The organism is Streptomyces sp. WMMB 714, from assembly GCF_900090125.1.
GTDB classification, from domain to species: Bacteria; Actinomycetota; Actinomycetes; order Streptomycetales; family Streptomycetaceae; genus Streptomyces; species Streptomyces daqingensis.
This window is the reverse complement of the sequence record NZ_FMHJ01000001.1, coordinates 301,879-324,892: the sequence shown is the minus strand read 5'-3', so window position 1 is coordinate 324,892 and position 23,014 is coordinate 301,879. Positions and strand designations below refer to the sequence as shown.

General features: G+C 73.3%; 15 protein-coding genes. 12 read left to right on the top strand and 3 right to left on the bottom strand.

The genetic code is table 11. From position 1 onward, the window contains the following. The first annotated feature begins 49 nt into the window (after positions 1–49). The gene (locus H181DRAFT_RS01200; RefSeq protein ID WP_045862239.1) at positions 50–1,288 is read left to right on the top strand and encodes a cation:proton antiporter; all 1,239 of its coding nucleotides are present in this window, start codon (positions 50–52) and stop codon (positions 1,286–1,288) included. A 63-nt stretch (positions 1,289–1,351) separates the two neighbouring features. Here the strand turns inward: H181DRAFT_RS01200 and H181DRAFT_RS01195 are convergent, their stop codons facing one another. Next, a complete protein-coding gene (locus H181DRAFT_RS01195) occupies positions 1,352–2,146 on the bottom strand; it encodes a S1 family peptidase (protein WP_052708401.1) in 795 nt (264 codons plus the stop codon). A 501-nt stretch (positions 2,147–2,647) separates the two neighbouring features. Between H181DRAFT_RS01195 and H181DRAFT_RS01190 the strand changes: the two genes are divergently transcribed. The 10 genes from H181DRAFT_RS01190 to H181DRAFT_RS01145 all read left to right on the top strand — a co-directional run bounded on the left by H181DRAFT_RS01190 (position 2,648) and on the right by H181DRAFT_RS01145 (position 19,788). Further along, complete coding sequence (locus tag H181DRAFT_RS01190) at positions 2,648–4,639, top strand: AfsR/SARP family transcriptional regulator (protein WP_045862238.1); 1,992 nt, start codon at positions 2,648–2,650, stop codon at positions 4,637–4,639. A gap of 75 nt (positions 4,640–4,714) precedes the next feature. Next, a complete protein-coding gene (locus H181DRAFT_RS01185; protein ID WP_045862237.1) occupies positions 4,715–7,051 on the top strand; it encodes a TOMM precursor leader peptide-binding protein in 2,337 nt (778 codons plus the stop codon). Continuing rightward, a complete protein-coding gene (locus H181DRAFT_RS01180; RefSeq protein ID WP_078895403.1) occupies positions 7,041–9,059 on the top strand; it encodes a TOMM precursor leader peptide-binding protein in 2,019 nt (672 codons plus the stop codon). Before H181DRAFT_RS01185 ends, H181DRAFT_RS01180 begins: the two co-directional genes overlap by 11 nt. 57 nt (positions 9,060–9,116) lie before the next feature. Beyond that, positions 9,117–10,754, top strand: a complete 1,638-nt coding sequence (locus tag H181DRAFT_RS01175; protein ID WP_045862236.1) for a nitroreductase family protein — start codon at positions 9,117–9,119, stop codon at positions 10,752–10,754. A gap of 20 nt (positions 10,755–10,774) precedes the next feature. Further along, a complete protein-coding gene (locus H181DRAFT_RS01170; protein WP_254666656.1) occupies positions 10,775–13,555 on the top strand; it encodes a lantibiotic dehydratase in 2,781 nt (926 codons plus the stop codon). Further along, a complete protein-coding gene (locus H181DRAFT_RS01165; RefSeq protein ID WP_045862234.1) occupies positions 13,555–14,727 on the top strand; it encodes a lantibiotic dehydratase C-terminal domain-containing protein in 1,173 nt (390 codons plus the stop codon). The genes H181DRAFT_RS01170 and H181DRAFT_RS01165 overlap by 1 nt, the downstream gene beginning before the upstream one ends. Continuing rightward, positions 14,724–15,878 (top strand): M50 family metallopeptidase, encoded by a 1,155-nt coding sequence (locus H181DRAFT_RS01160; RefSeq protein WP_045862233.1) that lies wholly within the window; start codon positions 14,724–14,726, stop codon positions 15,876–15,878. Before H181DRAFT_RS01165 ends, H181DRAFT_RS01160 begins: the two co-directional genes overlap by 4 nt. 171 nt (positions 15,879–16,049) lie before the next feature. Next, complete coding sequence (locus tag H181DRAFT_RS01155; RefSeq protein WP_045862232.1) at positions 16,050–17,033, top strand: ABC transporter ATP-binding protein; 984 nt, start codon at positions 16,050–16,052, stop codon at positions 17,031–17,033. Beyond that, a complete protein-coding gene (locus tag H181DRAFT_RS01150) occupies positions 17,030–17,785 on the top strand; it encodes an ABC transporter permease (protein ID WP_045862231.1) in 756 nt (251 codons plus the stop codon). Before H181DRAFT_RS01155 ends, H181DRAFT_RS01150 begins: the two co-directional genes overlap by 4 nt. After that, on the top strand, positions 17,782–19,788 hold the full coding sequence (locus H181DRAFT_RS01145) for a TOMM precursor leader peptide-binding protein (protein ID WP_107068656.1): 2,007 nt from the start codon (positions 17,782–17,784) through the stop codon (positions 19,786–19,788). The genes H181DRAFT_RS01150 and H181DRAFT_RS01145 overlap by 4 nt, the downstream gene beginning before the upstream one ends. A 187-nt stretch (positions 19,789–19,975) precedes the next feature. Here the strand turns inward: H181DRAFT_RS01145 and H181DRAFT_RS01140 are convergent, their stop codons facing one another. After that, on the bottom strand, positions 19,976–20,152 hold the full coding sequence (locus H181DRAFT_RS01140; RefSeq protein ID WP_045862230.1) for a thiazolylpeptide-type bacteriocin: 177 nt from the start codon (positions 20,150–20,152) through the stop codon (positions 19,976–19,978). Between the two features lie 164 nt (positions 20,153–20,316). Here H181DRAFT_RS01140 and H181DRAFT_RS01135 point away from each other — a divergent pair, with 164 nt between their 5' ends. Beyond that, on the top strand, positions 20,317–21,627 hold the full coding sequence (locus tag H181DRAFT_RS01135; RefSeq protein WP_199810794.1) for an amidohydrolase: 1,311 nt from the start codon (positions 20,317–20,319) through the stop codon (positions 21,625–21,627). Positions 21,628–21,958: 331 nt separating this feature from the next. On the opposite strand, the gene H181DRAFT_RS01130 is transcribed toward H181DRAFT_RS01135, so the two are convergent. Next, positions 21,959–22,861, bottom strand: a complete 903-nt coding sequence (locus H181DRAFT_RS01130) for an SCO0930 family lipoprotein (protein WP_045862229.1) — start codon at positions 22,859–22,861, stop codon at positions 21,959–21,961. Positions 22,862–23,014 lie beyond the last annotated feature (153 nt).

Here is a 23,014-nt window from a genome sequence, read left to right as displayed (position 1 = left end):
GGCGGAGCGTCGCGGCCGGCGCTGAGACAGAGAGGGACAGGTCGGGCTCATGCACGACAGCACCGTTCTGCTGATCGAACTGGGCGCCGTGATCCTCGGCCTGGGCCTCGTCGGACGCTTCGCCGGCCGCATCGGCATGTCGCCGATCCCGCTCTACCTCCTCGGCGGCCTCGCCTTCGGGCACGGCGGCCTCTTCCCGCTCAGCGCGACCGAGGGGTTCATCGAGGTCGGCGCGGAGATCGGGGTGCTGCTGCTCCTGCTGCTGCTCGGGCTGGAGTACACCGCCTCGGAACTGGTCACGAGCCTGCGGACGCAGTACCCGTCGGGCATCGTCGACTTCGCGCTCAACGCCACGCCGGGCGCCCTCGCGGGGCTCCTCCTCGGATGGGGCCCGGCGGGCGTGCTGGCGCTGGCGGGCGTCACCTGGATCTCCTCCTCGGGCGTCATCGCGAAGGTCCTCACCGATCTGGGGAGGCTCGGCAACCGTGAGACGCCGGTCGTGCTGGGCGTCCTCGTCATGGAGGACCTCTCCATGGCGGTGTACCTGCCGCTGCTGACCGCGCTGCTCGCGGGCGTCGGCCTGGCGGGCGGCAGCGTCACCCTGCTCATCGCGCTCGGGACGGTCGGGAGCGTGCTGTATTTCGCGCTGCGGCACGGGCGGCTCATCAGCCGCGCCGTCAGCTCCAAGACGCCCGAGATGCTGCTGCTCGTCGTCCTCGGCCTCACGCTGCTGGTGGCAGGCGTGGCGCAGAAGCTCCAAGTCTCCGCCGCCGTCGGCGCGTTCCTCGTGGGCATCGCGCTGTCGGGGGAGACGGCGGAGAACGCGCGCGCCCTGCTGACGCCGCTGCGCGACCTGTTCGCCGCGGTCTTCTTCGTCTTCTTCGGGCTCTCGACGAGACCGGGCGAGATCCCGCCCGTGCTCCTCCCGGCGCTGCTGCTCGCCGCCGTCACCGTCGTCACCAAGATCCTCACCGGCTGGTACGCGGCCAGGCGGGCCGGAGTGAGCAGGCGGGGGCAGCTGCGGGCGGGCGGTGCCCTGGTGGCGCGCGGCGAGTTCTCGGTCGTCATCGCCGGACTCGCCGTCAGCGCCGAGCCGCGGATCGGCCCGCTCGCCACGGCGTACGTCCTGCTGATGGTCATCATCGGCCCGCTGGCCGCCCGCTGGACGGAGCCCGCCGTGAGCGGGCTGCGCCGCCGTCTCGGGCGCGAGCGGGCCGGTACGGACCGGGCGGCGCCGCCCGCACCGAGCCCGGACACGCAGACCGGGACGGAGAGCCTCAAGAGCTGAGGCCCGCACGCCTCCGCCAGGGCGGGAACGCCCTCGCGGAGGCGCCGGAACCGGCGACGCGGGTCAGAGCAGGGTCAGTCCGTAGGCGGCGAGCACTTCCGCGACGGGCTGGTAGTACGTGGCTCCCGCGGAGGAGCCGACGACGATCCCGAGCCCGGTGTTCCCCGAGAAGGCGGGTGTGCCGCCCTCGCGCGGTTCGGTCTGGATGTTCGAGCTGAAGAGGCCGGACACGACACCCTCGGGATAGCTGATCGTGATGTTCAGGGCCGTCACGGTCCCGCAGTGCATGCCCGTGACCTGCCCCGATTGGCACACGGACGATCCCACGGTCGGGGAACCGCTGCCCGTGATGTCGACGGGGCCGCCGGCGGTGTCGATCTCACCGGGGGTGGCGACGTCGGGATTGGTGTAGCGGATCAGGCCGTAGTCGTTGCCCGGGAAGGAGGCGCCGGCGGTCGTGCCGGCGGGGATCGTCAGGGCGGCATCGGCGTACCAGGTCTCGGCGCCGCCCAGGCAGTGGCCGGCGGCGATGCCGTAGTCGTCCGAGCCGTCGGTGGCGTTGAAGCCGATGGTGCAGACAAGGCCGCCGGGGGCGTACACGGGGTCGCCGCCGCGGATCACCGACTGCCGTGCGTCGGCGGGTCGTTGGGAGCTCGGTCGATCGGAGTCCGCGCGTCCGGAGGCGTCCGGGCCCGCGGTGGAAGCGGTGGGGGGCGGTGCGGGGGAGGAGGGCTCGGCCGCGCCCGCGGCGGGTGCGGAGGCGAGCAGTAAGACGGCCAGTGCGGCGCAGGCGGCGGCCGCGCGCCCGTACGCCGCGGCGCGCGGGGCGGCGGCGGAGGCGGATCTTCGGAAATCCAAGGTCGGTCCTTCGACAGTGATGGACGGCCCCGGGGGATTGTCCGCAGCGGGACGGCGGGACCGTTTTGACCCGCACATTGTGTGATGACGCGGATACACAGCACCAGACGTCCGAATTCTGGCTGTTGGTCGTGTACTGCGAGGAATAGCACCACACCGGACAGCTTGTTGTTTGCGCGCACGTGACAGAAGTCTCGACCAGCAATCCTCTGCTCCTTAGAATGCGTTCGGGACTTCCCACATGTCGGACTCGCGGGCAATGCCCTATTTCGCGTGTCCGGAACGGAGTCGGCAACGCGGAACCGATCTGCTTTCCGTGGTGGCGGAGTCCCGGGGAGATTTCCACGGCATCGTGACCACAGGCGCGCTGTGCTGCCTGCTGACGGAGGCGGCGCATGAAAGCGGACGGAAAGAACCACTCGGCCAGGAGCGGTGATTCCGGCTTGGAGTCGGCAACGGCCTCGGACGGCCTGGGCAGAACGGAAAACAGGGGGCAGGCCGATGCGTTTTCAGCTGTTGGGGCCGTTGAGCATCGCAGACGGACACAACGTCGTCGTCCTCCAGCCCTCCAAGCCCACCAGCCTGCTCGCCGCGCTGCTCGCTCACCCCAACACGGTCGTCGCCACCGGCTATCTGCTCAGGGCCCTCTGGGACGATGAGCCGCCGGCCACGGCAAGGGCCGCCCTGCAGACCTGCGTTCTGCGGCTGCGCAAGATCTTCTCCAAGTACGGCATCGCCGACAGCGCCATCGAGGCCGTCCCGGGCGGCTACCGCATGCCCGCCGACGCCGCGACGCTCGACCTGGTCCGCTTCCGCGAACTGGTCCGGGAATCCCGGGAGTCGGAGGACGGCGAGACCGAGCTGTACAAGCTCAAGGAGGCACTCTCCCTGTGGCAGGGGCCGCTGCTCGCGAACGTCTCCTCGCAGATGCTCCACCGCGACGAGGTGCCCCGCCTCACCGAGGAGCGGCTGCGCGCCCTGGAGCGTGCCTGCGACATCGAGCTGGCGATGGGCCGCTGCCGGCAGGTCCTGGTGGAGCTGTGGGAGGCGGCACGTACGCACCCCGGCCATGAACGCTTCTCGGAACAGCTCATCGAGGCGCTGTACCGGACGGGCCGTCAGGGCGAGGCATTCGCCGAGTACCGCAGGGTCAAGACGCGGCTGAAGGAGGAGCTCGGCGTCGACCCCGGGCCGTCGCTCCAGCGCCTGGAGCTGTCGATCCTGCGCGGCGAGGACCTGGGGCGTACGGTCACCGACCGCAGGCCGGCGCTGCCCGCCGGCGCCGCCACGGGCGGAGAGGCGTCCTCCGGGGAGGCCCCCTCGGGGGAGGACGCCGCCGGCGTCGCCGGCAGCCGCGCGGCCGTGCTCGCGGACACGGGCCCGGTGGAGACCGTGAGCCGCCGCGTACCGGCCGCCCGGACCGCGACATCCCCCACCACGACGGCCCCCGCTCCGCCCGCGCCCGTACGCGCCGTGCGGCCCGCCCCTGTCTCCTGCTTCACCGGCCGCGTCGCCGACGGTGAGGCCATCGGGCAGTGGCTGACCGCGAAGCGGGACGCCGCCCCGGCCCTCGTGGTCGTCTCCGGCGCTCCCGGCGTGGGCAAGAGCGCCCTCGCGGCGCACACGGCGCACCGGATCAGGGGAGCGTTCCCCGGCGGCTGCCTCGTCCTGCCCCTCGTGGGTCCCGACGGCACGGGCGTCACCACGGAGGAGGCGCTGACGGCGCTTCAGGCACAGCGGCAGGAGGCCGGCGCCGGGCAGGGCCCCTCCGGCGAGGGCCGGGGCCGTTCGCTGCTGGTGCTCGACGACGCGCTCAGCGCCGACCAGGTGCGGCCGCTGCTGCCCGCCTCGGAGGGCAGCGCCGTCCTCGTGACCAGCAGGCGCGGGCTGGCGGGGCTGGTGGCGACCCACGGCGGGCTCGTGCACCGGTTGGGCACGCTCCTCCCTGAGGAATCGCGGCAGTTGCTGGTCAGCACCCTCGGCGAGGAGCGCGTCGCCGCGGAGCCCGAGGCCGCGGACCGGCTGGCGTCGCTGTGCGGCCACTTCCCGCTCGCCCTGCGCATCGCCGCCGCCCGCCTCCTGACACGGCCGGGTCTGCGCATCGCGGACTGCGCCGAGTGGATCGCCGCGGACGTGCCGGGCCGCCTGGCTCTCACCGACGACCCCCGCATGTCCGTGCCCAACGTCCTCGACGGCGCCCTCCGGCGTCTGGAGCCGCGGCTCGCCGAGGCGTTCCTGCACGTCGCCGCCGGGCGGAACGAGCCGGGCCGCGATCACGGGCACCACGGAACCGAAGGCCTCTCCGGGCTCAGGCCGGTCGCCGCGCGACCCCCCGAGGCCACCGAGGAGATGCTCGAACAGCTCGCGGACGCGGGCCTGTTGGAGGACGGCCCGCCCGGCCCGTACCGCATGCACGAGCTGCTGCGCCGCTACGCGCGTCGATCGGCCGGCGAGCCCGACGACGGGGATCTGCCGGAAGGCCATCCGGGCTGAGGCCCTTCCGCCACCGCACCGCACCGACCGCGCAGCCGCCTCGACCGCGCCCGACCACGCAGGGGTGTCACACACATGGCAACAGCCGCCTACGAAGCCGTAGCCGCGACCCGTCCGCGCATCCGCCGCGACGTGCTCTACACCGAGACGCCGGAAGGGGTCCTCTTCCACAACGCCGACGGCGGGTTCCAGCTCACCGCCAAGTCGGCCTACAGGTTCGCCACTCTGATCGTCCCCCACCTCGACGGGTCGCACTCGGTGAGCGAGATCAGCGAGGGCTTCGGGGACAGACAGCGCGCCATGCTCGGCGAACTCGTCAAAACGCTCTACGCCCGCGGCTTCGCCCGCGACGTGCCCGAGCCGGACGGCGCCCCCGGGGACGAGGGCTTCCCCACACCGGAGGCGGCCCGCCGGTTCGCGCCGCAGATCGCGTACGTCGACCACTACGCCGACGACGCCGAGCGGCGCTTCGAGCGCTACCGCAGCGCCCGCGTGGCCGTCCTGGGAGAGGACGAGGTCGCGCGCTGGTGCGTGCTGAGCCTGATACGCAACGGCAGTTCGGCCATCGGCGTGCTGCCGGGCCTCGACCGCGCCGGGATCGACGAGGAGGCCGCCGAGGCCGCCGCCGACGGCTGCCCGGTCCAGCTGACTGCGCTGCCCGGCGGCCGGGACGCGGAAGGCCCGGCGGGCGGGGACGGCTGGGCGGGCCTGGACTCCTACGACGTCGTCCTCGTCACCGGCGGGCCGCTCGCCGCGCAGCGGCTCTTCCCCCTGCTCAAGGCCGGGATCCCGAAGGGCCCCGCCGTCATAGCCGCCTGGTCCTACGGGCAGCAGGCCGTCGTGGGACCGCTGATGGCGCAGGGGCGCAGCGGCTGCTTCTCGTGCGCCGTGCTGCGCCTGGGGGCGGGGGACGGTGCCGCCGCCGCGGCCGACGTGTGGAGCGCCCTGGCGATGCCGGGCGCCGTCCCGGCGGGCGGGAGTCCGGGCGGGCCGCTCGCGGCGATGACCGGCAACATGCTGGGCTACGAGGTCTTCCGGTTCACCACGGGGGCGCTGCGGGCGGAGACCGACGGCCAGTTGATCGTCCAGGACACGGCCTCGCTCGACGTCACCTCGGAGCCTCTGCTGCCGCACCCCCGCTGCACCATGTGCTCCCCCGCCGCCTCGCCTTCTGCCGAAATCTCCGCCTCCGCATCCGCCTCCGTCGCCGCCGCGGCGCACCCGGCGGGCGAGGCCGTCACCTTCGACCTGGACGAGGCCGGTTCCGGGGGCGTGCCCATGCCGACCGTGGAGACGGCGCGGGACGCCGACGGCCTCGTCGAGGAGCTGAACCGGCGCTCCGTCCTGGTACGCGAGCACGCCGGGGTCTTCAAGCGGTTCGGCGACGAGGCGCTCACACAGCTCCCGCTCAAGGCCGGGATCGTCGAACTCGGCGTGGGGCACGGCCGGTCGAGGGCGATCGCGGCGTTCGACACCCACCACGTCGCCGGCGCGCGCATGCGGGCGCTGAACGCGGCCGCGGCCGTCTACGCGGAGCACGTCGTGCCCTGCGGGCCGCTGGTCCCGGGCGGCCGGCTGGAGACCGCGCGCGAGTCCATGGGCTTCGTGGCTCCCGGGCAGCTGACCACCGCCAGCGGCACGGGGGCGGCATCGCCCGACGTGGCGGCGTGGACGGTGGCGACGTCGCTCGTCGGCAAGGAGCAGATCCTCGTACCCGAGGCCGCGGTCCGCACGTTCACACCGGCCAACTCCGCCCGGCTCTTCGAGGCCACGAGCGCGGGCACCGGTGCCGGCGCGTCACCGGCCGAGGCGGCGGCCCGCGGCCTGCTCTCCGCGCTGGGCCACGACGCCCTGCTGCGGACGGTGCGGGGTGCGCCCGCGCGGCGCGTCGAACCGGCACCGGCCGCCGCGGACGGCACCCAAGCCGCGGACGGAACGGCCGGCGCGGACGCCGAACTCACCTTCCTCGCCCGCTCGCTGGACCAGCTGGGCCTCGACTGGGAGCTGCTGGACCTCCGTGAGGAGAGCCGCACCGGAGTGCATGTGTTCCTCGCCCGCGCCGGACAGGAGTGGGCGCTGGGCAGCGAGACCGGCCGGACGGCCGCTGCCTCGGCGGCCCTGCGGGACCTGCTCGGACGGATACAGCTGAGCCGTGAGGAGCACGCCGCGCCGGTCGACACCGGCGACCCGCTGCTGCGGGACCTCGCCCCGGGCGTGCTGCCCGTCGAGGACGCCGCGGGGACGTTCGTGCCCGGCGCCGACGGACCCGCCGTGTGGAGCGACGTGCTGGAGCGGCTGCGCGCGGCAGGCCGGGACGCCCTCGTGGTGCCCACCGGCTCGGCCGACCTGCAGAGCGCCGGCATCAGCACCGTCCGCGTGCTGCTCACCCGGGGCGCGGACCATGCCGGCTAGCGCGGCCGAGGTCTCCCGGACCGGGCCGGAGCAGGCCGGGGCGCCGGGAGGGCCGGTCGCCCTGCTGGAGCGGACCCTGTCCCGGCTGGACGGGGCCGGGGTCTCCCTCGCCGTCCTCGGCCGCCGGGACGAGTTCGCCGCCGGGGAGGAAGGCTCGCCGCCCCGGGACCCCGCCGCGGTGCCGGTGCACGTCTACGGGCAGCACGTCCTCGTCGGCCCTGTGCCGTCCGAGGGGGAGGACGGCCGTGCCGCCCCGGGGTGCCGCCGCTGCCTCGCCCGCCGATGGCAGTCCGTCCGCTCGGTGTCCCTGCGTGACGCGCTGGAGACCGGCGGCGCTACCCATGCGGCGGGGGAGTGGCCGTACGCCGTCCCCTTCGCGGCGGACGCCGTCGCCGCGCTCGTCGCGGCGGTAGCGGACCGTGCCGCGCGCCGCGGCACGGGCGACGCGGGCGGCGGCCCGTTCCCCGAGGTGCACCTGCTGGATCTGCGGGCCCTGACCGTCCGTCACTACCCCCTCGTCCCGGACCCGCAGTGCCCGGAGTGCGGGGCGCCGGCCGACGACAGCGAGGACGCGGCGCGCATGCCGCTCAAGCCCGCGCCCGAGCACAAGGCCGGTTCGTTCAGGGTGCGTTCGCTGGAGGACTACGCCATCGACGTGGCGGCCTTCGCCAACCCGGTGTGCGGGGCGCTGGGACCGTCCGTCGTGCACGACGTCTCCTCGACGTCGACGTCCGCGACCATCGGCTGCTTCTCGATGCGCTCCGGCGACTATCTCCGCGAGACGTTCTGGGGCGGCCACGCCGACTCGTTCCGCGCGAGCGCCCGCATCGGCGTGCTGGAGGGACTGGAGCGCTACGCGGGCATGCGTGCCCGTGCCAAGACCACCCGGGTCAGGGGCGCGCTGCGGGAGTTCGGCGACCTCGCCGTGGACCCGCGTGCCGTCGGGCTGTACTCCGAGGAGTTCTACCGCGCCAACCCCCGGGTGGTGCCCTTCACTCCGGACCGCGAGATCCCCTGGGTGTGGGGCTACTCCCTGCGTGACGGCGTCCCGCGCCTCGTGCCGGAGGTGCTGACGTACTACCACGCGCCGGGGCTGGAGAACCGGTTCGTGCAGGAGAGCTCCAACGGCTGCGCGTCGGGCGGGTCGTTGGAGGAGGCCGTCTACTTCGGCCTGATGGAGGTCCTGGAGCGCGACGCGTTCCTGCTCGCCTGGTACGGGATGCAGCCGCTGCCGGAGATCGACCCCTCGACCAGCGAGCGCCGCTCGACCCGGCACATGGTCGACCGGCTCGCGATGTACGGCTACCGCGCCCGCTTCTTCGACACCCGCATCACCTTCCCGGTCCCCGTGATCACCGGTGTCGCCGAGCGGTTCGACGGAGGCCCGGGCCGCATGTGCTTCGGGGCGGGGGCGGGACTCGACCCCGAGGCGGCGCTCGACGGCGCGCTGTGCGAGATCGCGACCGACGCCGTCAACCTGCCGGGCCGCACGGAGAAGGACGAGGAGCGGCTGCGCGCCATGGCGGAGGACTTCGGCCGCGTCACCGCCCTCCACGACCACCCCCTGCTGTACGGCATCCCGGAGATGGGCCGGTACGCCGACTTCCTGCTGCGTCCCCGGCCCGCGGCCCCCGCCGGGTGCCGGGTCGCGGACCTGCGCTGGGACGCCGCCGGCGGACAGGACGCCGACGCCGACGGCGGGCCGGGCGGCGGGCCGGGCCGTGACGGGCCGGCGGACATCCGCGAGGAACTGCGGCGCTGCGTGGGGTCGGTGACGGCCGCGGGCTTCGACGTGGTCGCCGTCGACCAGACCCTGCCGGAGCAGCGCACGCTCGGGCTGCACACCGTCAGCGTCCTCGTACCCGGCCTGCTGCCCATCGACTTCGGCTGGTCGAGGCAGCGGGCGCGCACCATGCCGAGGATGCGCACCGCGCTGCGGGAAGCCGGGCTCCGCGAGGAGGACGTGGGCCCGGCGGACCTCAATCCGGCGCCCCATCCCTTCCCCTGACAACCCGTCCGGCCGCTCCCCAGCAGACCGACCGCCCAGCAGAGAGGAGTGTTTCCCGTGGGATACGCCCGTGACTACGCGGACGCCATCAAGCACCGGGCCAGAGTGCCGATGGAACCCGCCGACTTCGTCCCCGACTGGGCCGACCGCCCGAGGAAGGGCAAGCACTACCCGGGAACCGAGTCCTTCCCGCTGCCCGAGTCGGACTACCCGTCCGGGGCCACCGCTGAGGCGGGCTGCCTCCCCGGCCGCCAGCCGCTCCCCGAGTGCTCCTTCACGCTGCCGCTGCTGTCGGGGATGCTGCGGGACTCCTACGGGCTGGTCGGGCGGCGGCTGGGCGTACAGGCCAACAGCGACCTCGCCGCGCTGCCGCACTACACGCAGACCAACTGGTCGCGCGGGACGGCCTCCGGGGGCGGGCTGTACCCCGTCAGCGTCTACTGGGCCTGCGGCCCCAGCGGGCCCCTGGCACCGGGCGTCTACCACTATTCCAACCAACAGCACGCCATGCAGCGGCTGTTGACCGGTGACGTGACGGGCCACGTGCGGAAGGCCGCCGGCTGCGGCGGAACCGGCCCGGACACCGACCAGTTCCTGATCCTGGGCGTCAAGTACTGGCAGAACTCCTTCAAGTACAACAGCTTCTCCTTCCACGTCGTCAGCATGGACATCGGCACCGTCCTGCAGAGCTGGCGCATGTGGGCGCGGGCCCGCGGCCTGCGGATCGAGCCGGCGATGTGGTTCGACGAGCCCCGGCTGAACAGGCTGCTGGGAACGGCGGAGGAGGAAGAGGGCGTCTTCGCCGTCGTGCCGCTGACATGGGACTCCGGCGGCTCGCGCGAGCCCGCCGGGGACGGCGGCGGGGTCCCCGGGCGTCCCGCCGCCGGCGGCACCGGTGCGGGAGAGCCGCCGTCCGTGCGCCACAGGGACGTCGAACTCTCCCGCAGGGTCCTCTCCTTCGGCATCCTGGAGCGGGTACGCGAGGCGACTGCCGCGGACCCGGAGGCCCGTCCCGCCCCCGCCGCCCTCGCCGGCGCCGAAGCGGTTCCGCTGCCGGGCACGGGGGACCCCCTGCCGCTGCCCCCTCCGCGGACGGGGCCGATGACCGTGCGGGAGGCTCTGCGCGGCCGCCGCAGCAGCTTCGGCCGCTTCGACGCCCGACGCCCCGTCAGCGCCGAGCAGCTGGGCACCGCCCTGGCGGCCTCCGCCGGGGTCACGCTGGAGACGGACGCCGAACCACCCGGCGGCAGGCGCCTGGTCAAGCTGTACGCCTTCCTCAACCACGTCGAGGGCTTCGAACCGGGCGCCTACGAGTACGACGCGGACGCCCACGCGCTGCGCCCCGTCGTACCGGGCCCGCACGGCGAGTTCCTCCAGCGCAACTACTTCCTCGCCAACTACAACCTCGAACAGAGCGGCGCGGTACTCGTCCCCACGGTCCGCACGGAGGCGGTCCTCGACGCCGTCGGCGACCGCGGATACCGCCTGTACGGAGCCACCACCGGGGCCGTCTCCCAGGCCTTCTACACCGTCTGCACGGCGCTCGGCCTCGGCTGCGGTGTCGCGCTGGGCTTCGACAACGTCTCCTACGCCGAGCGGCTGGGCCTGGAGCGCACCGGGGAGACACCGCTGCTGATCATGCTGCTCGGCCATGAGCGGTCCCGGCCCGCCGACTTCCGCCACGAGATCGCCTGACGTCGATGAGGGAGAACGCCATGACCTCCGTGATGACGGCCTGGGAACCCGGCCGGCGCTTCATGCTCCGGGTCGCGGGGCTGCCGGCCGAGTCCGTCCACGCGCTGCGCTGCCCCGGCAGCGTCGGCTGGGCCGAGCGGGTGCTGGCCGAGGAGGACCGGCTGCGCGAACGGGCGTCCGAGCTGTCCGACGTCCTGTACGCGCTGGTCACCACCACGGACACCGCCGTGCGCGGCGAAGGGGACCAGCGGCGCCGTCGCCTGCTCTCCCTGCGCCGCGAGATCTTCAACAACCGCCTGCCCGCCGACCCGGACGCCGCAGCCCGGTTCATCGCCGAGCTCGACGGGGACGCAGGCCGGCAGGTCGCCGACTGGCTCGACGAACGCCGCCGGTTCGAACAGCTGCGAGCGGAGGGGGAGGAGCTGCTCCTCTCGGACGTCGACCGCAGCCGCGCCGCCCTGCGGGAGCTGGTGGGCGAGGAGCGCCTGAGGCGGGGTCTGCTGCTCGCCTCGCCGACCCTGGCCGGGCAACTGGAGGGCTACCTGCGCAAACCGGTCACCGGCGCACGCCCCGACAAGCGGACGCGCAAGGTCGAACGCTCCCTGCTGTCCTACCTGTACCGGACGGCCTGCAAGACCAGCCCCTTCAGCACGTTCACCGGAGTGGCCACGGGGCTCTTCAGCGGCGATTCCGCGACCGGCGCGGAGCACGCGGACGGCGATGCGGCCGTGCGGCTGCCCGACGTGTGGGAGAGCCGCGCCCGGCTCAACGTGCTCGTACTCGGACGCCTCGCCGAACTCGTCCTCGCCGACCCCGCCCGCCGCGCCGACCTGCCCGTCCGCCTCGCCTCCGGCTGGGGCCGGGACGAGGACCGCGTCCGCTACGTACGCCGCTGGGTCACGGCGGGCGACGACGAGGCGACCGTCACCTTCGACGCCGTGAAGGACCGGCTCTTCTTCCTGCGCCGCAGCGGCATCCTCGACCGGCTGCTCGCCCTCTTCGAAGGCCGCGCCGAACTGCGCTACCGGGAACTCGCCGAGTGGCTCAGCAGCGAGCACGACGCACCGCCCGAGCAGTGCGAGACGTACCTGGGAGCGCTGCTGCAGCTCGGCATGATCCGCGTGCCGTGCCTGGAGACCGACGTGCACAGCCCGGACCCGCTCCGCTCCTTCCAGGAGGCACTGCGGACGCTGGGCCGCCCCTGGGCCGAGCGGATCGCGGACGGACTCGACGCCACCGCGGACGCGGTCGCCGCCTTCCCCGCGGCGGACGTCTCCCGGCGGCCCGCAATCATCCGCGAACTGCGCGAGGGACTGCACGGACTGCAGAAGCAGCTCGGCGCCGGGGAACCGAGCCTGCCGCAGACCGTCCTCTACGAGGACACGGCCGCCGGCGAGGACCTGGAGTGCCGGTGGCCGGTATGGGAAGGGCAGGTGGCCGACGACCTGCGGGCGCTGGAGGGCGCCCTGCCGGCCTTCGACCTGACGCTTCCCCAGCGGATCACCTTCAAGGGCTTCTTCCTCGCCCGGTACGGCCGCGGCGGACGGTGCGAGGACCTGCTCGGCCTGGTGCACGACTTCCACGAGGACTTCTTCGACCAGTACCTGTCCTTCACCGCGAAACGCCGCGCCTTCGACGACCGCGGCGAATACGTGCCGGAGGAGAACTGGCTGGGCCTGCCCGGAATCAAGGCCGTCGACTCCGCACGCCGCGTGTTCGTCGACCGTATGCGCAAGCTGTGGGCCGAGAGCGGCAGCGCGTCCGAACTCGTGCTGCAGCGTGCCCACCTGGAGGAGACCGCGGCCGAACTGGCCCCGGTGGCAGCCGACTTCGCACCGCAGAGCCACCATCTGCAGATCGCCGCCGGCGGCGGGGCCGGACCGCTGGCCGTGGTCAACCGCTCCTACGGCGGGCTGGCGTTCCCCTTCAGCCGGTTCACGCACCTCTACGACGCGCCCCGCGGCGGCCGCGCTCCCGCGGACTCCGCGCCCGGCCTGTCGGAGGCGCTGCGGGAGACCGCCGCGCGGGTCACCCCGCCCGGTGCGGTGCTGGCCGAGGTCACCGGCGGTCCCGTGACCAGCAACCTCAACCTGCACGGCAGGCTCACGGACTACGAGATCGTGTGCCCGGGTGAGACCTCGACCGTCCCGGAGGAGGCCCGTCTGCACCTCGACGACCTCTACGTCGAGCACGACGAGGACGCCGACCGGCTGCTGCTGCGCTCCCGCCGCCTGGACCGCGAAGTCGTCCCCGTGTACCTGGGATACCTGGTGCCGCTGGCGCTGCCCGAGATCTCGCGCACCCTGCTCCTGCTCTCCCCGTCCTCCATGTCCCGCACGGACGTGTGGGGCGGCGTGCCCGAGGCCGAGCCCCACGAGGGCGTCACGACGCGCCCCCGGGTGCGCTACGGGAGTCTCGTGCTGAGCCGGCGCAGCTGGACCACGTCCGCCGGGCGCCTCCCCGTACGCCAGCAGCCCGGCGTCTCCGACGCGGAGTGGTTCCTGGGCTGGCAGCGCTGGCGCCGCCTGCACTCCCTGCCCGCCCGGGTGTTCGCGACCGTCAGCGGCTCGGCGGACGGCCGGGGAGGCGCCGGAGCCAAGCCGAGCTGCGTCGACTTCGACAGCCCGCTCTCCCTGACCGCCTTCGAGGCGCTGGTCAGGGACGGGACCGACCGGATCGTCCTGCGGGAGATGCTCCCCACCGAGGACGGCCTGCACGTGCGTTCCTCCCGGGGCGGGCACGTCGCCGAACTCGCCGTCGAGACCTTCACCTTGAGAAGACCCGCGAAGGAAGTGCCCTGATGCCGCAGCCCCACCCCGCCACACACGAAGCGGCCGCCCCCGCGACCGCCGGCGCCCCCGCGGCCGGCCAGGGCGCCACGCCCCCCGGCGAATGGCAGCCGCTCCACGTCTTCTACGCCGCCAACCCGCAGCCCCTGCTGGTCAACTGCGTACGCCCGCTGATCGCCTCCCTGCAGGAGGACGGGCTGCTCGCCGGGCACTTCTTCCTCAACTACTGGCTGGAGGGACCGCATGTGCGCCTCCGGCTGAGGCCCGCCAGCGCGGAGGCCACGGCCGAGGTGCGCCGCCGCGCCGAGGAGGCGGTCGACGCCTTCCTGCGGTCCCGCCCGGCGCTGTACGAGGTGGACACCGGCTTCCTGAACGAGTTCTACAACGCGCTGTTCGAGATCGAGTTCCCGCAGGGCGACCGCGGCGATTTCATGGGCGAGGACGGCCGCATGAACCTGCGGCCCAACAACTCCCGCTCCTGGGAGCCCTATTCGCCGGAGTACGCCAAGTACGGCGGCCCCGCCGGTGTCGAGCTCGCCGAGTGGCACTTCGCGCACTCCAGCGACCTGGTGATCAACGCCTTCAGCACCATGAACCTCCATCTGCGCACCGTCCTGCTGGGCACCTCGGCCCAGCTCATGATGGTGATGCTCAGCTGCTTCCTCCCCGACGCCCGCAAGCAGGCCGACTACCTCGACCAGTACTACGAGTTCTGGCACCGGGCGTTCCCCGGCACGGGGTTCATCGGCTCCAAGGAGTACGACCGCAACTACGCCGAGACCGCCCCCGGCCTCCGCCGCCGCTACCGGGAGATCCGCGGGGCGGTCGCGGCGATGCGGGACGCCCGCCGGGGGGCGGCAGACGGCGCGGCAGGCGCACCGGTACGGCTTCCCGCGTTCCTCCAGGGCTGGTCGCAGCACTGCCTCGAACTGCGCAGCCGCGTGGTGTCGCTGGCGGAGAGCGGGCGGCTGGTCTTCGCCGCGCCCGAGGACGGGACGGCCCGGCCCACCACCGACCTGGCCCACGTCCTGCCGACGCTCCTCTCCCCGTACATGCATATGACCAACAACCGCCTGCACGTGACGATCAGGGACGAGGCGTACCTCGCCCACGTCCTCGGCCGGGTCCTGCGTGAGGACCTCGACGCGGAGGCGGAACCCCCCGGCCCGGCGGTGTCGCCATGACCGTCGAATCCTCCGGAACGGCCGGGCCGTCGGCGCTCCTCGCGCAGCGGCCCGCGCTCAGGCGGGACGTGCTCGTCAGCCCGCCGCTGCTGCGCGCCGCGGCAACCGTCCACCTGGTCAAGAACCCGCACACGGGGCGGTCGTTCGAGGTCGGCGAGAAGGAGCACTTCCTGATCTCCCGCCTGGACGGCGCGCACACCCTCGAACAGGTCGGGGCGGAGTACGCGCAGCACTTCGGGAAGCGGCTAGGCGAGGCCAACTGGCGGCAGCTGCTGGGACTTCTCGGCAGCCGCGGTCTCCTCGCCGGCGCTCCGGAGCCCGGCCCGGATGCCCGGCAGCCGTCACCCGCCCCGGCGGAGGCGGGCGGCATGGTCTCCGGCGGGGTGCTGCGCGGACGGGTGCGCATGGTGGCCGACGCGGAGGCGGCCACCGCCGTACTGCACCGCGGACTGCGTCCGCTGCTGCGGCCCGCCGTGCTGCTCCCGCTGCTCGCCCTCACCGTGGCCATGGAGGTTCATCTCGCGCTGCGGGTGGGCGAGTTGGGCCGCGATACCTGGTGGCTCGTGCAGCGTCCCGTGGCCCTGCTGGCGGTGTGCGTGACCATCTGGTTCAGCATCGCCCTGCACGAGCTCGCACACGGCGTGGCGGCGCGTCACCACGGCGCCGCCGTCAAGGAGATCGGCCTGCGCTGGCGCCTCCCGGTGGCGATCATGTACTGCACCGTCGGGGACTACGTGTTCCTGCGGCGCCGACGGCAGCAGCTCGCGATCGCCGGCGCGGGCGCCTTCGTCAACCTGGTCGTCCTGCTGCCGGCCGCCGCATGGTGGTTCGCGCTGCCGCCGGACGACTCTACCCGGAAGGTTCTTTCCGGACTGCTGCTGCTCGGCAGCTTCCAGGCGCTGGTGAATCTCGTTCCGCTGCCGCCTCTGGACGGCTACGCCATGCTCAGCCATGCTCTGCGGATCTCCGGCTATGCCCCGGAGAGCGGCCGGTACCTCAGGCTGCGGATGCGTGACCGAGCTGCCGCTGCCGCCTACCCGCGCCGGGCCCGCACTCTCTACACCGCTTACGCGGCCGGTTCCGCCGTCCTCGTCTGCTGCGCGCTGGCAGGGGCGGCAGCCGCCGTGCACGCCCTTCTGACCTCGTACTAGCCGCCCGACCGCCTCCGACGCCCACCGCCTCCGACCTCACGGCCTCCGACACCCACCACCTCCGAGACCCCCCGACCCCCGAGACACCGACCAGCCGCCCGACCAGCCGCCGACGACCACCTGAGAGCACCGACCCATGAGCACTGTCAGCACCGAGGGGCACGAACAGACATGACCGACGCAACGGCCGTGCCGGCCGAACGGCACGAAGCAGCAGCGCAGACCACGATCGTCATCGAGGAGATCCGCAAACGCTACGGCGACCGCGACGCCGTGGCAGGGGTCTCCCTGCAGGTGCGCCGGGGCGAGTTCTTCGGGCTGCTCGGACCCAACGGGGCGGGCAAGACCACCCTGGTGGAGATCATGGAGGGGCTGCGGGAGGCGGACTCCGGGAAGGTCACCGTCCTCGGGCAGCAGCCCTGGCCCCGGAACGTCGAACTGCTGCCGCGCATGGGCGTGCAGACCCAGTCGTCGGCGTTCTTCGTGCGGCAGACCGCTCGCGAGCATCTGACCACCGTCGCCGCCCTGTTCGGAGTGGGCCACGACGCCGCGGACAGCGCCCTGGCGGACGTCGGGCTGACGGGGCAGCGCGACGTGATGGTCGAGAACCTCTCCGGAGGCCAGCGTCAGCGGCTGGCCATCGCCTCGGCCCTCGTCCACGGGCCGGAACTGATCTTCCTGGACGAGCCCACGGCCGCCCTCGACCCGCAGGCCCGCCGGGATCTGTGGGAGGTGCTGCGCGGCCTCAAGCGCCAGGGGCGCACGATCGTCTACACCACCCACCACCTCGACGAGGCCGAAGCGCTGTGCGACCGCGTGGCCATCCTCGTCGACGGCCGCATCGCCGCGCTGGACACGCCGCACAACCTCGTCTCCTCGGCCGGCGTCCCCACCCGTCTGATGATCCCCGCCGGCCGGCTGAGCCCCGAGGAGGCGCTGGCCATCGAGGGAGTCGACAGCGCGGAACTGCAGGGCGGTTCGCTCGTCCTGGAGACACGGGTGTCGGGGCAGGTCCTCACGGCGGTCGACAAGCTCGCGGGCCTCAACGACGTACAGACGCGCACCGCGACCCTCGAGGACGTCTACCTCGAACTCACCGGCTCCCTCGCGGGCACCGGCCAGGACGGCGACAACGACACGGAGCAGCAGGCATGAGCGCGTACGCAGCACTTACGGGAGCCGGATTCCGGGCCCAGGTGAGGGACAAGGCCACTCTCTTCTTCACCTTCGCCTTCCCGCTCATCTTCCTCGTCGTCTTCGGGCTGATCTTCAGCGGTCAGGACGTGAAGGCGTCCGGGCGGCCCTACATCTCCTACATCGCCCCCGGCGTGATGTCGTGGGGCGTGGCCAACGCCGCCGTCTTCAGCGTGGCGTTCACCCTCATGCAGTGGCGCCGCGACGACCTGCTGCGGTTCATCAGGATGACGCCGACGAGGCTCCCGGCCGTCCTGGGGTCCCGCTACGTACTGGCGCTGGGCGTCGGGGTGGTGCAGGCGGTGCTCTTCGTCGGCATCGCGCTGCTGCCGCCCTTCGGGCTCGAACTCAAGAGCAGCTGGCCGCTGGCGCTTCCCGTCCTGGTCTTCGGGATCACCGCGTTCCTGACGATCGGCGTGGTGATCGGCTCGCTCGCGGACACCCCGGAGGCCGTCGCCGCCATCGCCAACTGCCTGATGGTGCCCATGGCGTTCCTCTCGGGCTCCTTCATGCCGATGGACATGCTGCCCGACTGGCTGCAGACCGGCTCCCGGATACTGCCGCTGCGCTACCTCAACGACGCGGTGTCCGCGGCCCTTTCGGGACGCGGCGACATGGGAGACATCGTGCTCGGATGCGGCGGTCTGGTCGTCTTCACCGTCATCTTCGGCGCCGTCTCACTGAAGACCTTCCGCTGGAGCAACCGGGCATGACCGCGACGGCCGCCCCCGGCGGCACCACAGCGGACGCACCGGCGGCCGGAGCCCCCGGCCCCCTGCGGGCCGCACGAGACCGGCTCCAGCGCGCCCTGGAGCAGCGCCGCGACGGCACGCCGGCGCCCCTCGTGGTGCCGCTGGGGGCGGCCGACGCCCTCAGCGGCGGCCCCGCAGCGGCCACGGGCCGCGGCGGGGCGCCCGCGGATCCCTTCGCGGATCAGCGCTCCGCCGCCACCGTCCACCTCACCGCGCAGGCGGTCCTGGTGGGCCCCTGGGGCGGCGACGGCACCGCACCCGCCTGCGGGCGCTGCCTCGCCATGCGCTGGCAGCGGCTGCGCACCCGGACCGAACGGGACGCCCTGGAGACGGGCGGCGCCGTGCGGGCCGCGGGGGAGTGGCCCGTGCTGCCGGCCCACGTCCTGGACGCCGTCCGCGCCCTCCACGAGGCCGCCGCCGGCGGCGAGTTGCGGCCCGGCGGGCAGCACTCACCCGCCGACCGCGCCCTGCCGCAGGTCTCCCGGCTCGACCTGGAGACGCTGGCGGTGCGCACCTTCCCGCTGCTCGCGGAACCCCTCTGCCCGCACTGCGGCCCGAGCGGAGCCGACAGCCCCGAAGCGGCCGCCCGGCTGCGTCCCGTCGCGCGTCCCAAACCGGACGCCGACTCCTACCGGCTGCGCCCCGCGTCCTCCTACCCGATGCCGCTCCAAGCCCTGGCCAACCCGGTGACCGGAGTGCTGGGCGCCGGCACGTGGATCAACGTCACCTCGCCGACGACGGCACCCGTGGCCGGCAGCGTCTTCATGCGCGGCTACGCGGGACTGACGGACGTCACCTGGAGCGGACAGGGCAACGGCTTCGACAGCAGCCGCGAACTCGCCTTCCTGGAAGGCCTGGAGCGGTACGCGGGCACCCACCGGCGCCGCCGCGGAGCCCTGTTGACGGCGGCCTACAGCGACATCCGCGAACAGGCTCTGGACCCGGCCGAATGCGGCCTGTACGCGCCGGAGACCTACCGCGACGACCCGATGGTCGCCCCTTTCGACCCGGACCGGGAGATCCCCTGGGTGTGGGGCTTCTCGCTGCGCGACGAGCGCCCCCTCCTGGTGCCAGCGCGCCTCGCCTACTACAGCGCGGGCCTGGCCGCCGACAACTTCGTCTTCGAGTGCTCCAATGGTTGCGCCATCGGCAGCTGCCTGGAGGAGGCCGTGCTCGGCGGACTGCTCGAACTCATCGAACGGGACGCGTTCCTGCTCGCCTGGTACGGCGGCATGCCGCTCACCGAGATCGACCTCCGCCCGGCCGGCGGCGCGGTCGCCGCGATGGCGGCACGGGCGGCGATGCAGGGCTACGACGTGCACGCCTTCGACAACCGCGTCGACCTGGCCGTCCCCGTGGTGACCGCTCTCGCCGTGCGCAGGGACGGCGGTCCCGGAAGTTTCTCCTTCGGAGCGGGGGCGAGCCTCGACCCGTGGGCCGCGCTGGAGGGCGCGCTGTCCGAAGTCCTCACCTACATCCCGCACCTGCCCCGCCAGGTGGCCGAGCGCCGGCCCGAACTGGAAGCGATGGCCGACGACTTCACGAAGGTGCTGCACCTGAAGGACCACGCGCAGCTCTACGGCCTGCCGAGGATGACCCCGCACGTGCGCACGTACCTGGAGCCTCCCCGCAAGGAGCCGGCGGAGTCGCTGTGGGAGGAGTGGGAGCGGCGGCAGCGGCCCCGCACCGGGGACCTGGCCGACGACCTCGCGCTGTGCCGGGACGAGCTCGTACGGGCGGGCCACGACGTGATCGTCGTGGACCAGACGACGCCCGAGCAGGAACGCATCGGGCTGTGCACCGTCGCCACCCTCGTCCCCGGGCTGCTGCCCATCGACTTCGGCTGGAGGCGCCAGCGGGCCCCGCTGATGCCGCGGTTGCGCACGGCGGCACGGCGGGCGGGTCTGCGCTCGGCGGACCTCACGGACGGGGAGATCCGGATGGTCCCGCATCCGTTCCCGTAACTGCCGGGTGCGCGGCGGGAGTCGGGACACCGGTGGTGTTGGGGGCAGGAGGAGCACGAGGGGCGGGAAGGGGGCTGTGCGCGCCGCTGAGCGCCTCGCACGCGCCGTGCGGCCCCCGGACGGCGAACGGCTCTCTCCGCGCGGGAGAGAGCCGTTCAAGGGCTCGGTGTTGCTCAGTCCGAGACCGTCAGGCGCTGCACGAGGTGGTGCTGGTGGTCGACGAGCAGGTCGAGGTGGACGAGCAGCTCGTCGAACCGGCGAGGACGACCTCGCTCGCGTCCGAGTAGTCGGAGATCTCGAAGGTCTCCGACTCGAGTTCCAGGATCTCGTCGGCGAGCGAGGCGAGGGAGGACTTCTCAGTCATGGGGGCTCCTTCAGTCGGCCACAGGTACCACCGGTGGCGAGGTGTGCCGCCATTCCATCCGAGGCCGCTGGCAGATGGCTCGATGTTCCGCTCACACCTCGCTGACACCTGGTGTCAGTGGACTGAGAGCACCCCGCCGCGGGGAGTGCTGAAAGGATGAACGCGTGAGCCGAACCGGCGCCTTCACCGGCGAGAGAGCCCCCGTCCTGCAGGGACTCCAGGACATCCTCAGGCCGCTGGTGGCCTTCTACCTCGACCTGCACAGGAACCCCGAACTCTCCGGCCGCGAGAGCCGCACCGCCTCCCGCTTCGCGGAGTGGCTGGAGCAGGAGCCGTACCGGGTGACGAGGGGCGTGGGCGGCCACGGCGTCGTCGGCGTCCTGCACAACGGCACGGGGCCCTGCGTGATGCTGCGGGCCGAACTGGACGCGCTGCCGGTGACGGAGCGCACCGGCCTGGCGTACGCCGCCGAAGGGCCCGTCATGCACGCCTGCGGCCACGATCTGCACCTGGCGGCCCTGGCCGGGGCCGCGACCCTGCTCGCCCGGTCCGCGGACAGCTGGCGCGGCACGGTGCTGATCGTGGCGCAGCCCGCGGAGGAGACCCTGGAAGGGGCGCGGGCGATGCTGGAGGACGGGCTGTACCGGCGTTTCCCGATGCCGGGCACCGTGCTCGCGCAGCACTGCGCTCCTCTGCCGGCCGGGATGGTCGCCCACGCGGACCCGGCCGGGCACGCGCCGGTCCTGGGCGGCAGCGTGACGATGGAGGTGACCGTCCGGGGGCGGGGCGGTCACGCCGGAGCCCCCCACATGGCCGTCGACCCCCTGCTGACCGCGGCGTCGGCCGTGCTGAGGCTGCAGGGCGTCGTGGCGCGCGAGACGGCGCCGGGGGAGCAGGCCGTGCTCAACGTCGGTTCGCTGCACGCCGGTTCGGGAAGCAACGTGATCCCCGACCAGGCCGTCCTCGGCGTCACGGTCCGGGCCCTCTCGGAGGCCTCCCTCGACCGGCTGGCGGAGGCGGTCGAGCGGATCGTACGGGCCGAGAGCGCGGCGTCCGGCTGCCCGGAGGAGCCGCGGATCGACGTCGTCTCCCGCTCGCCCGTCACGCTCACGGACCGCGCGGCGACGGAGGCGGTGCGCGAGGCCCACCGGGAGCTGTACGGGCCGGAGCGCGTCTCCGGCTGGCTGCCCACCCTCGCCACCGAGGACTTCCCCCTCTACGGGGACGCGGGCTCCTCGCTCCACGGGGAGGAGGGCATCGCGACGGTCTACTGGATGCTCGGCGCAGTGGGGGCGGGACAGTACGCCCGCGCCCCCGGTGAGACCGCCGCCGAGAAGCTCGCCGCCCTGCCCGCGAACCACGCGCCGGACTTCGCGCCGGACGTGCGGGCGAGCCTCCCGGCCGGGGTGACGGCCATGACCAGCGCGGCCCTGGCCCGGCTGGGGGAGCCCCCGCGCGCGGGCCGGAGCCGGTGACGCGGCCGCGCACACGGGAATCGGGGCCCCGACTGCGACGAGGCGTCGCGGGAGGCCCGTCGAGGGCGGTGGCCGGCTGCGCTCCGCACGGAACCGGTGCACGTGATCCCGTGCAGGACCGGCGCGCACGTAGCCCCGCACGGGACCGGCGCACGTAGCCCCGCACGGGACACGCGACCGGAACCGGCACACGAAACCCTCCAGGGCCCGCCTCCTGCCGGCTCACCCCGCGGTGCGGAACGGGGAGGGACGGGCGCGGAAGGGCGGGCCCTGGAGGGGGGTGCGTCCGATCCCGGCCGGACAGCGACACGGCCGGGACCGGGCCGGGGGCTCAGCGAGCCGCGCCGGCCCTCTTGCCCTTGTCGGTGACGGCGTGCCAGTCGCCGTCCTTGCCCTGGCCGTTGATGTCGCCCGGCTCCTTGTCGCCGGTGAACCAGTACAGCGGCCAGCAGTCGATGGTGAGCTGCTGGACTCCGTCGGGGCGCTTGTACGTGGTCAGGAGCTTCGGGTCGACACCGGAGATCTTGTTCTTGTCCACCGGCTTGGCGGGCTTCCAGCTCTTGAGGCACTCGCCCTTGCAGTTGGACTTCATCGGCCAGGCCGAGTCCTTGTCGAACCGGTAGAGCGTGCGGCCCTCGCCGTCGGCCAGGATCTCGCCCAGCTCGGCGTTCTTGACGGTCTTGAGCTGGTCGGCGTTCGCGCCGCTCGCCTTGTTGCCGTCGGGGGCGAGGGCGTTCCACGTCTCGCCGACGCCGTGGCCCTTCACGTCACCCGGCTTGGTGTCCTTCGCGTAGCGGTACACCGGCCAGCCGCCGAGCGTCAGCTGGAGGGAGCCGTCGGTGCGCTTGACCTTGCCGATCTGGCTCTTCTCGATGCCCTTCGTCGCCTGGGCGTCCTCGGCGGGCACGGCGGGCCAGGCCTTCGCGCAGTCACCGTCACAGTTGGACTGGGAGGGGGAGGCGGTGTCGTCGTCGAACCGGTACAGCGTCCAGCCCTTGGAGTCGGTGACGATGTCACCGAGCTTCGAATCGGCCTTCACCTTCAGCGTCTTGGCCGGGGCGTCCTTCTTGCCGGAGGCGCCGCCCTTGCCGCCGCCGTAGCCGTCGCCCACGGCCTGGTCGGCCGGCTTGATCTTCTGAGGAGGAGCGCCGCCACTGTCGGAGCCACACCCTGTCGCGAACAGAGCTACGGCGACCGCGGTCCCCACCAGAGCCACGTGACGCTGCTTCTTCATGACCGCTCCTTCAGCACTCGACTGTGACTGGCATGTGAGTGTGGTGCAGGAGCGATGCAGGCGGCGAAAAGTTGTCATGTCGCGCCAAAGCAGAAGGTTTGCGGGAGCCATCCCGCCGGGACCAGCGAAAGTGCCCCGTACGGCGGCCAGTTC

Bases quoted from the DNA above. Each gene is read 5' to 3' on its own strand.
- H181DRAFT_RS01200 (WP_045862239.1), top strand. From the start codon at position 50: ATGCACGACAGCACCGTTCTGCTGATCGAACTGGGCGCCGTGATCCTC.
- H181DRAFT_RS01190 (WP_045862238.1), top strand. From the start codon at position 2,648: ATGCGTTTTCAGCTGTTGGGGCCGTTGAGCATCGCAGACGGACACAAC.
- H181DRAFT_RS01185 (WP_045862237.1), top strand. From the start codon at position 4,715: ATGGCAACAGCCGCCTACGAAGCCGTAGCCGCGACCCGTCCGCGCATC.
- H181DRAFT_RS01180 (WP_078895403.1), top strand. From the start codon at position 7,041: ATGCCGGCTAGCGCGGCCGAGGTCTCCCGGACCGGGCCGGAGCAGGCC.
- H181DRAFT_RS01170 (WP_254666656.1), top strand. From the start codon at position 10,775: ATGACCTCCGTGATGACGGCCTGGGAACCCGGCCGGCGCTTCATGCTC.
- H181DRAFT_RS01165 (WP_045862234.1), top strand. From the start codon at position 13,555: ATGCCGCAGCCCCACCCCGCCACACACGAAGCGGCCGCCCCCGCGACC.
- H181DRAFT_RS01160 (WP_045862233.1), top strand. From the start codon at position 14,724: ATGACCGTCGAATCCTCCGGAACGGCCGGGCCGTCGGCGCTCCTCGCG.
- H181DRAFT_RS01155 (WP_045862232.1), top strand. From the start codon at position 16,050: ATGACCGACGCAACGGCCGTGCCGGCCGAACGGCACGAAGCAGCAGCG.
- H181DRAFT_RS01150 (WP_045862231.1), top strand. From the start codon at position 17,030: ATGAGCGCGTACGCAGCACTTACGGGAGCCGGATTCCGGGCCCAGGTG.
- H181DRAFT_RS01145 (WP_107068656.1), top strand. From the start codon at position 17,782: ATGACCGCGACGGCCGCCCCCGGCGGCACCACAGCGGACGCACCGGCG.
- H181DRAFT_RS01140 (WP_045862230.1), bottom strand. From the start codon at position 20,152: ATGACTGAGAAGTCCTCCCTCGCCTCGCTCGCCGACGAGATCCTGGAA.
- H181DRAFT_RS01130 (WP_045862229.1), bottom strand. From the start codon at position 22,861: ATGAAGAAGCAGCGTCACGTGGCTCTGGTGGGGACCGCGGTCGCCGTA.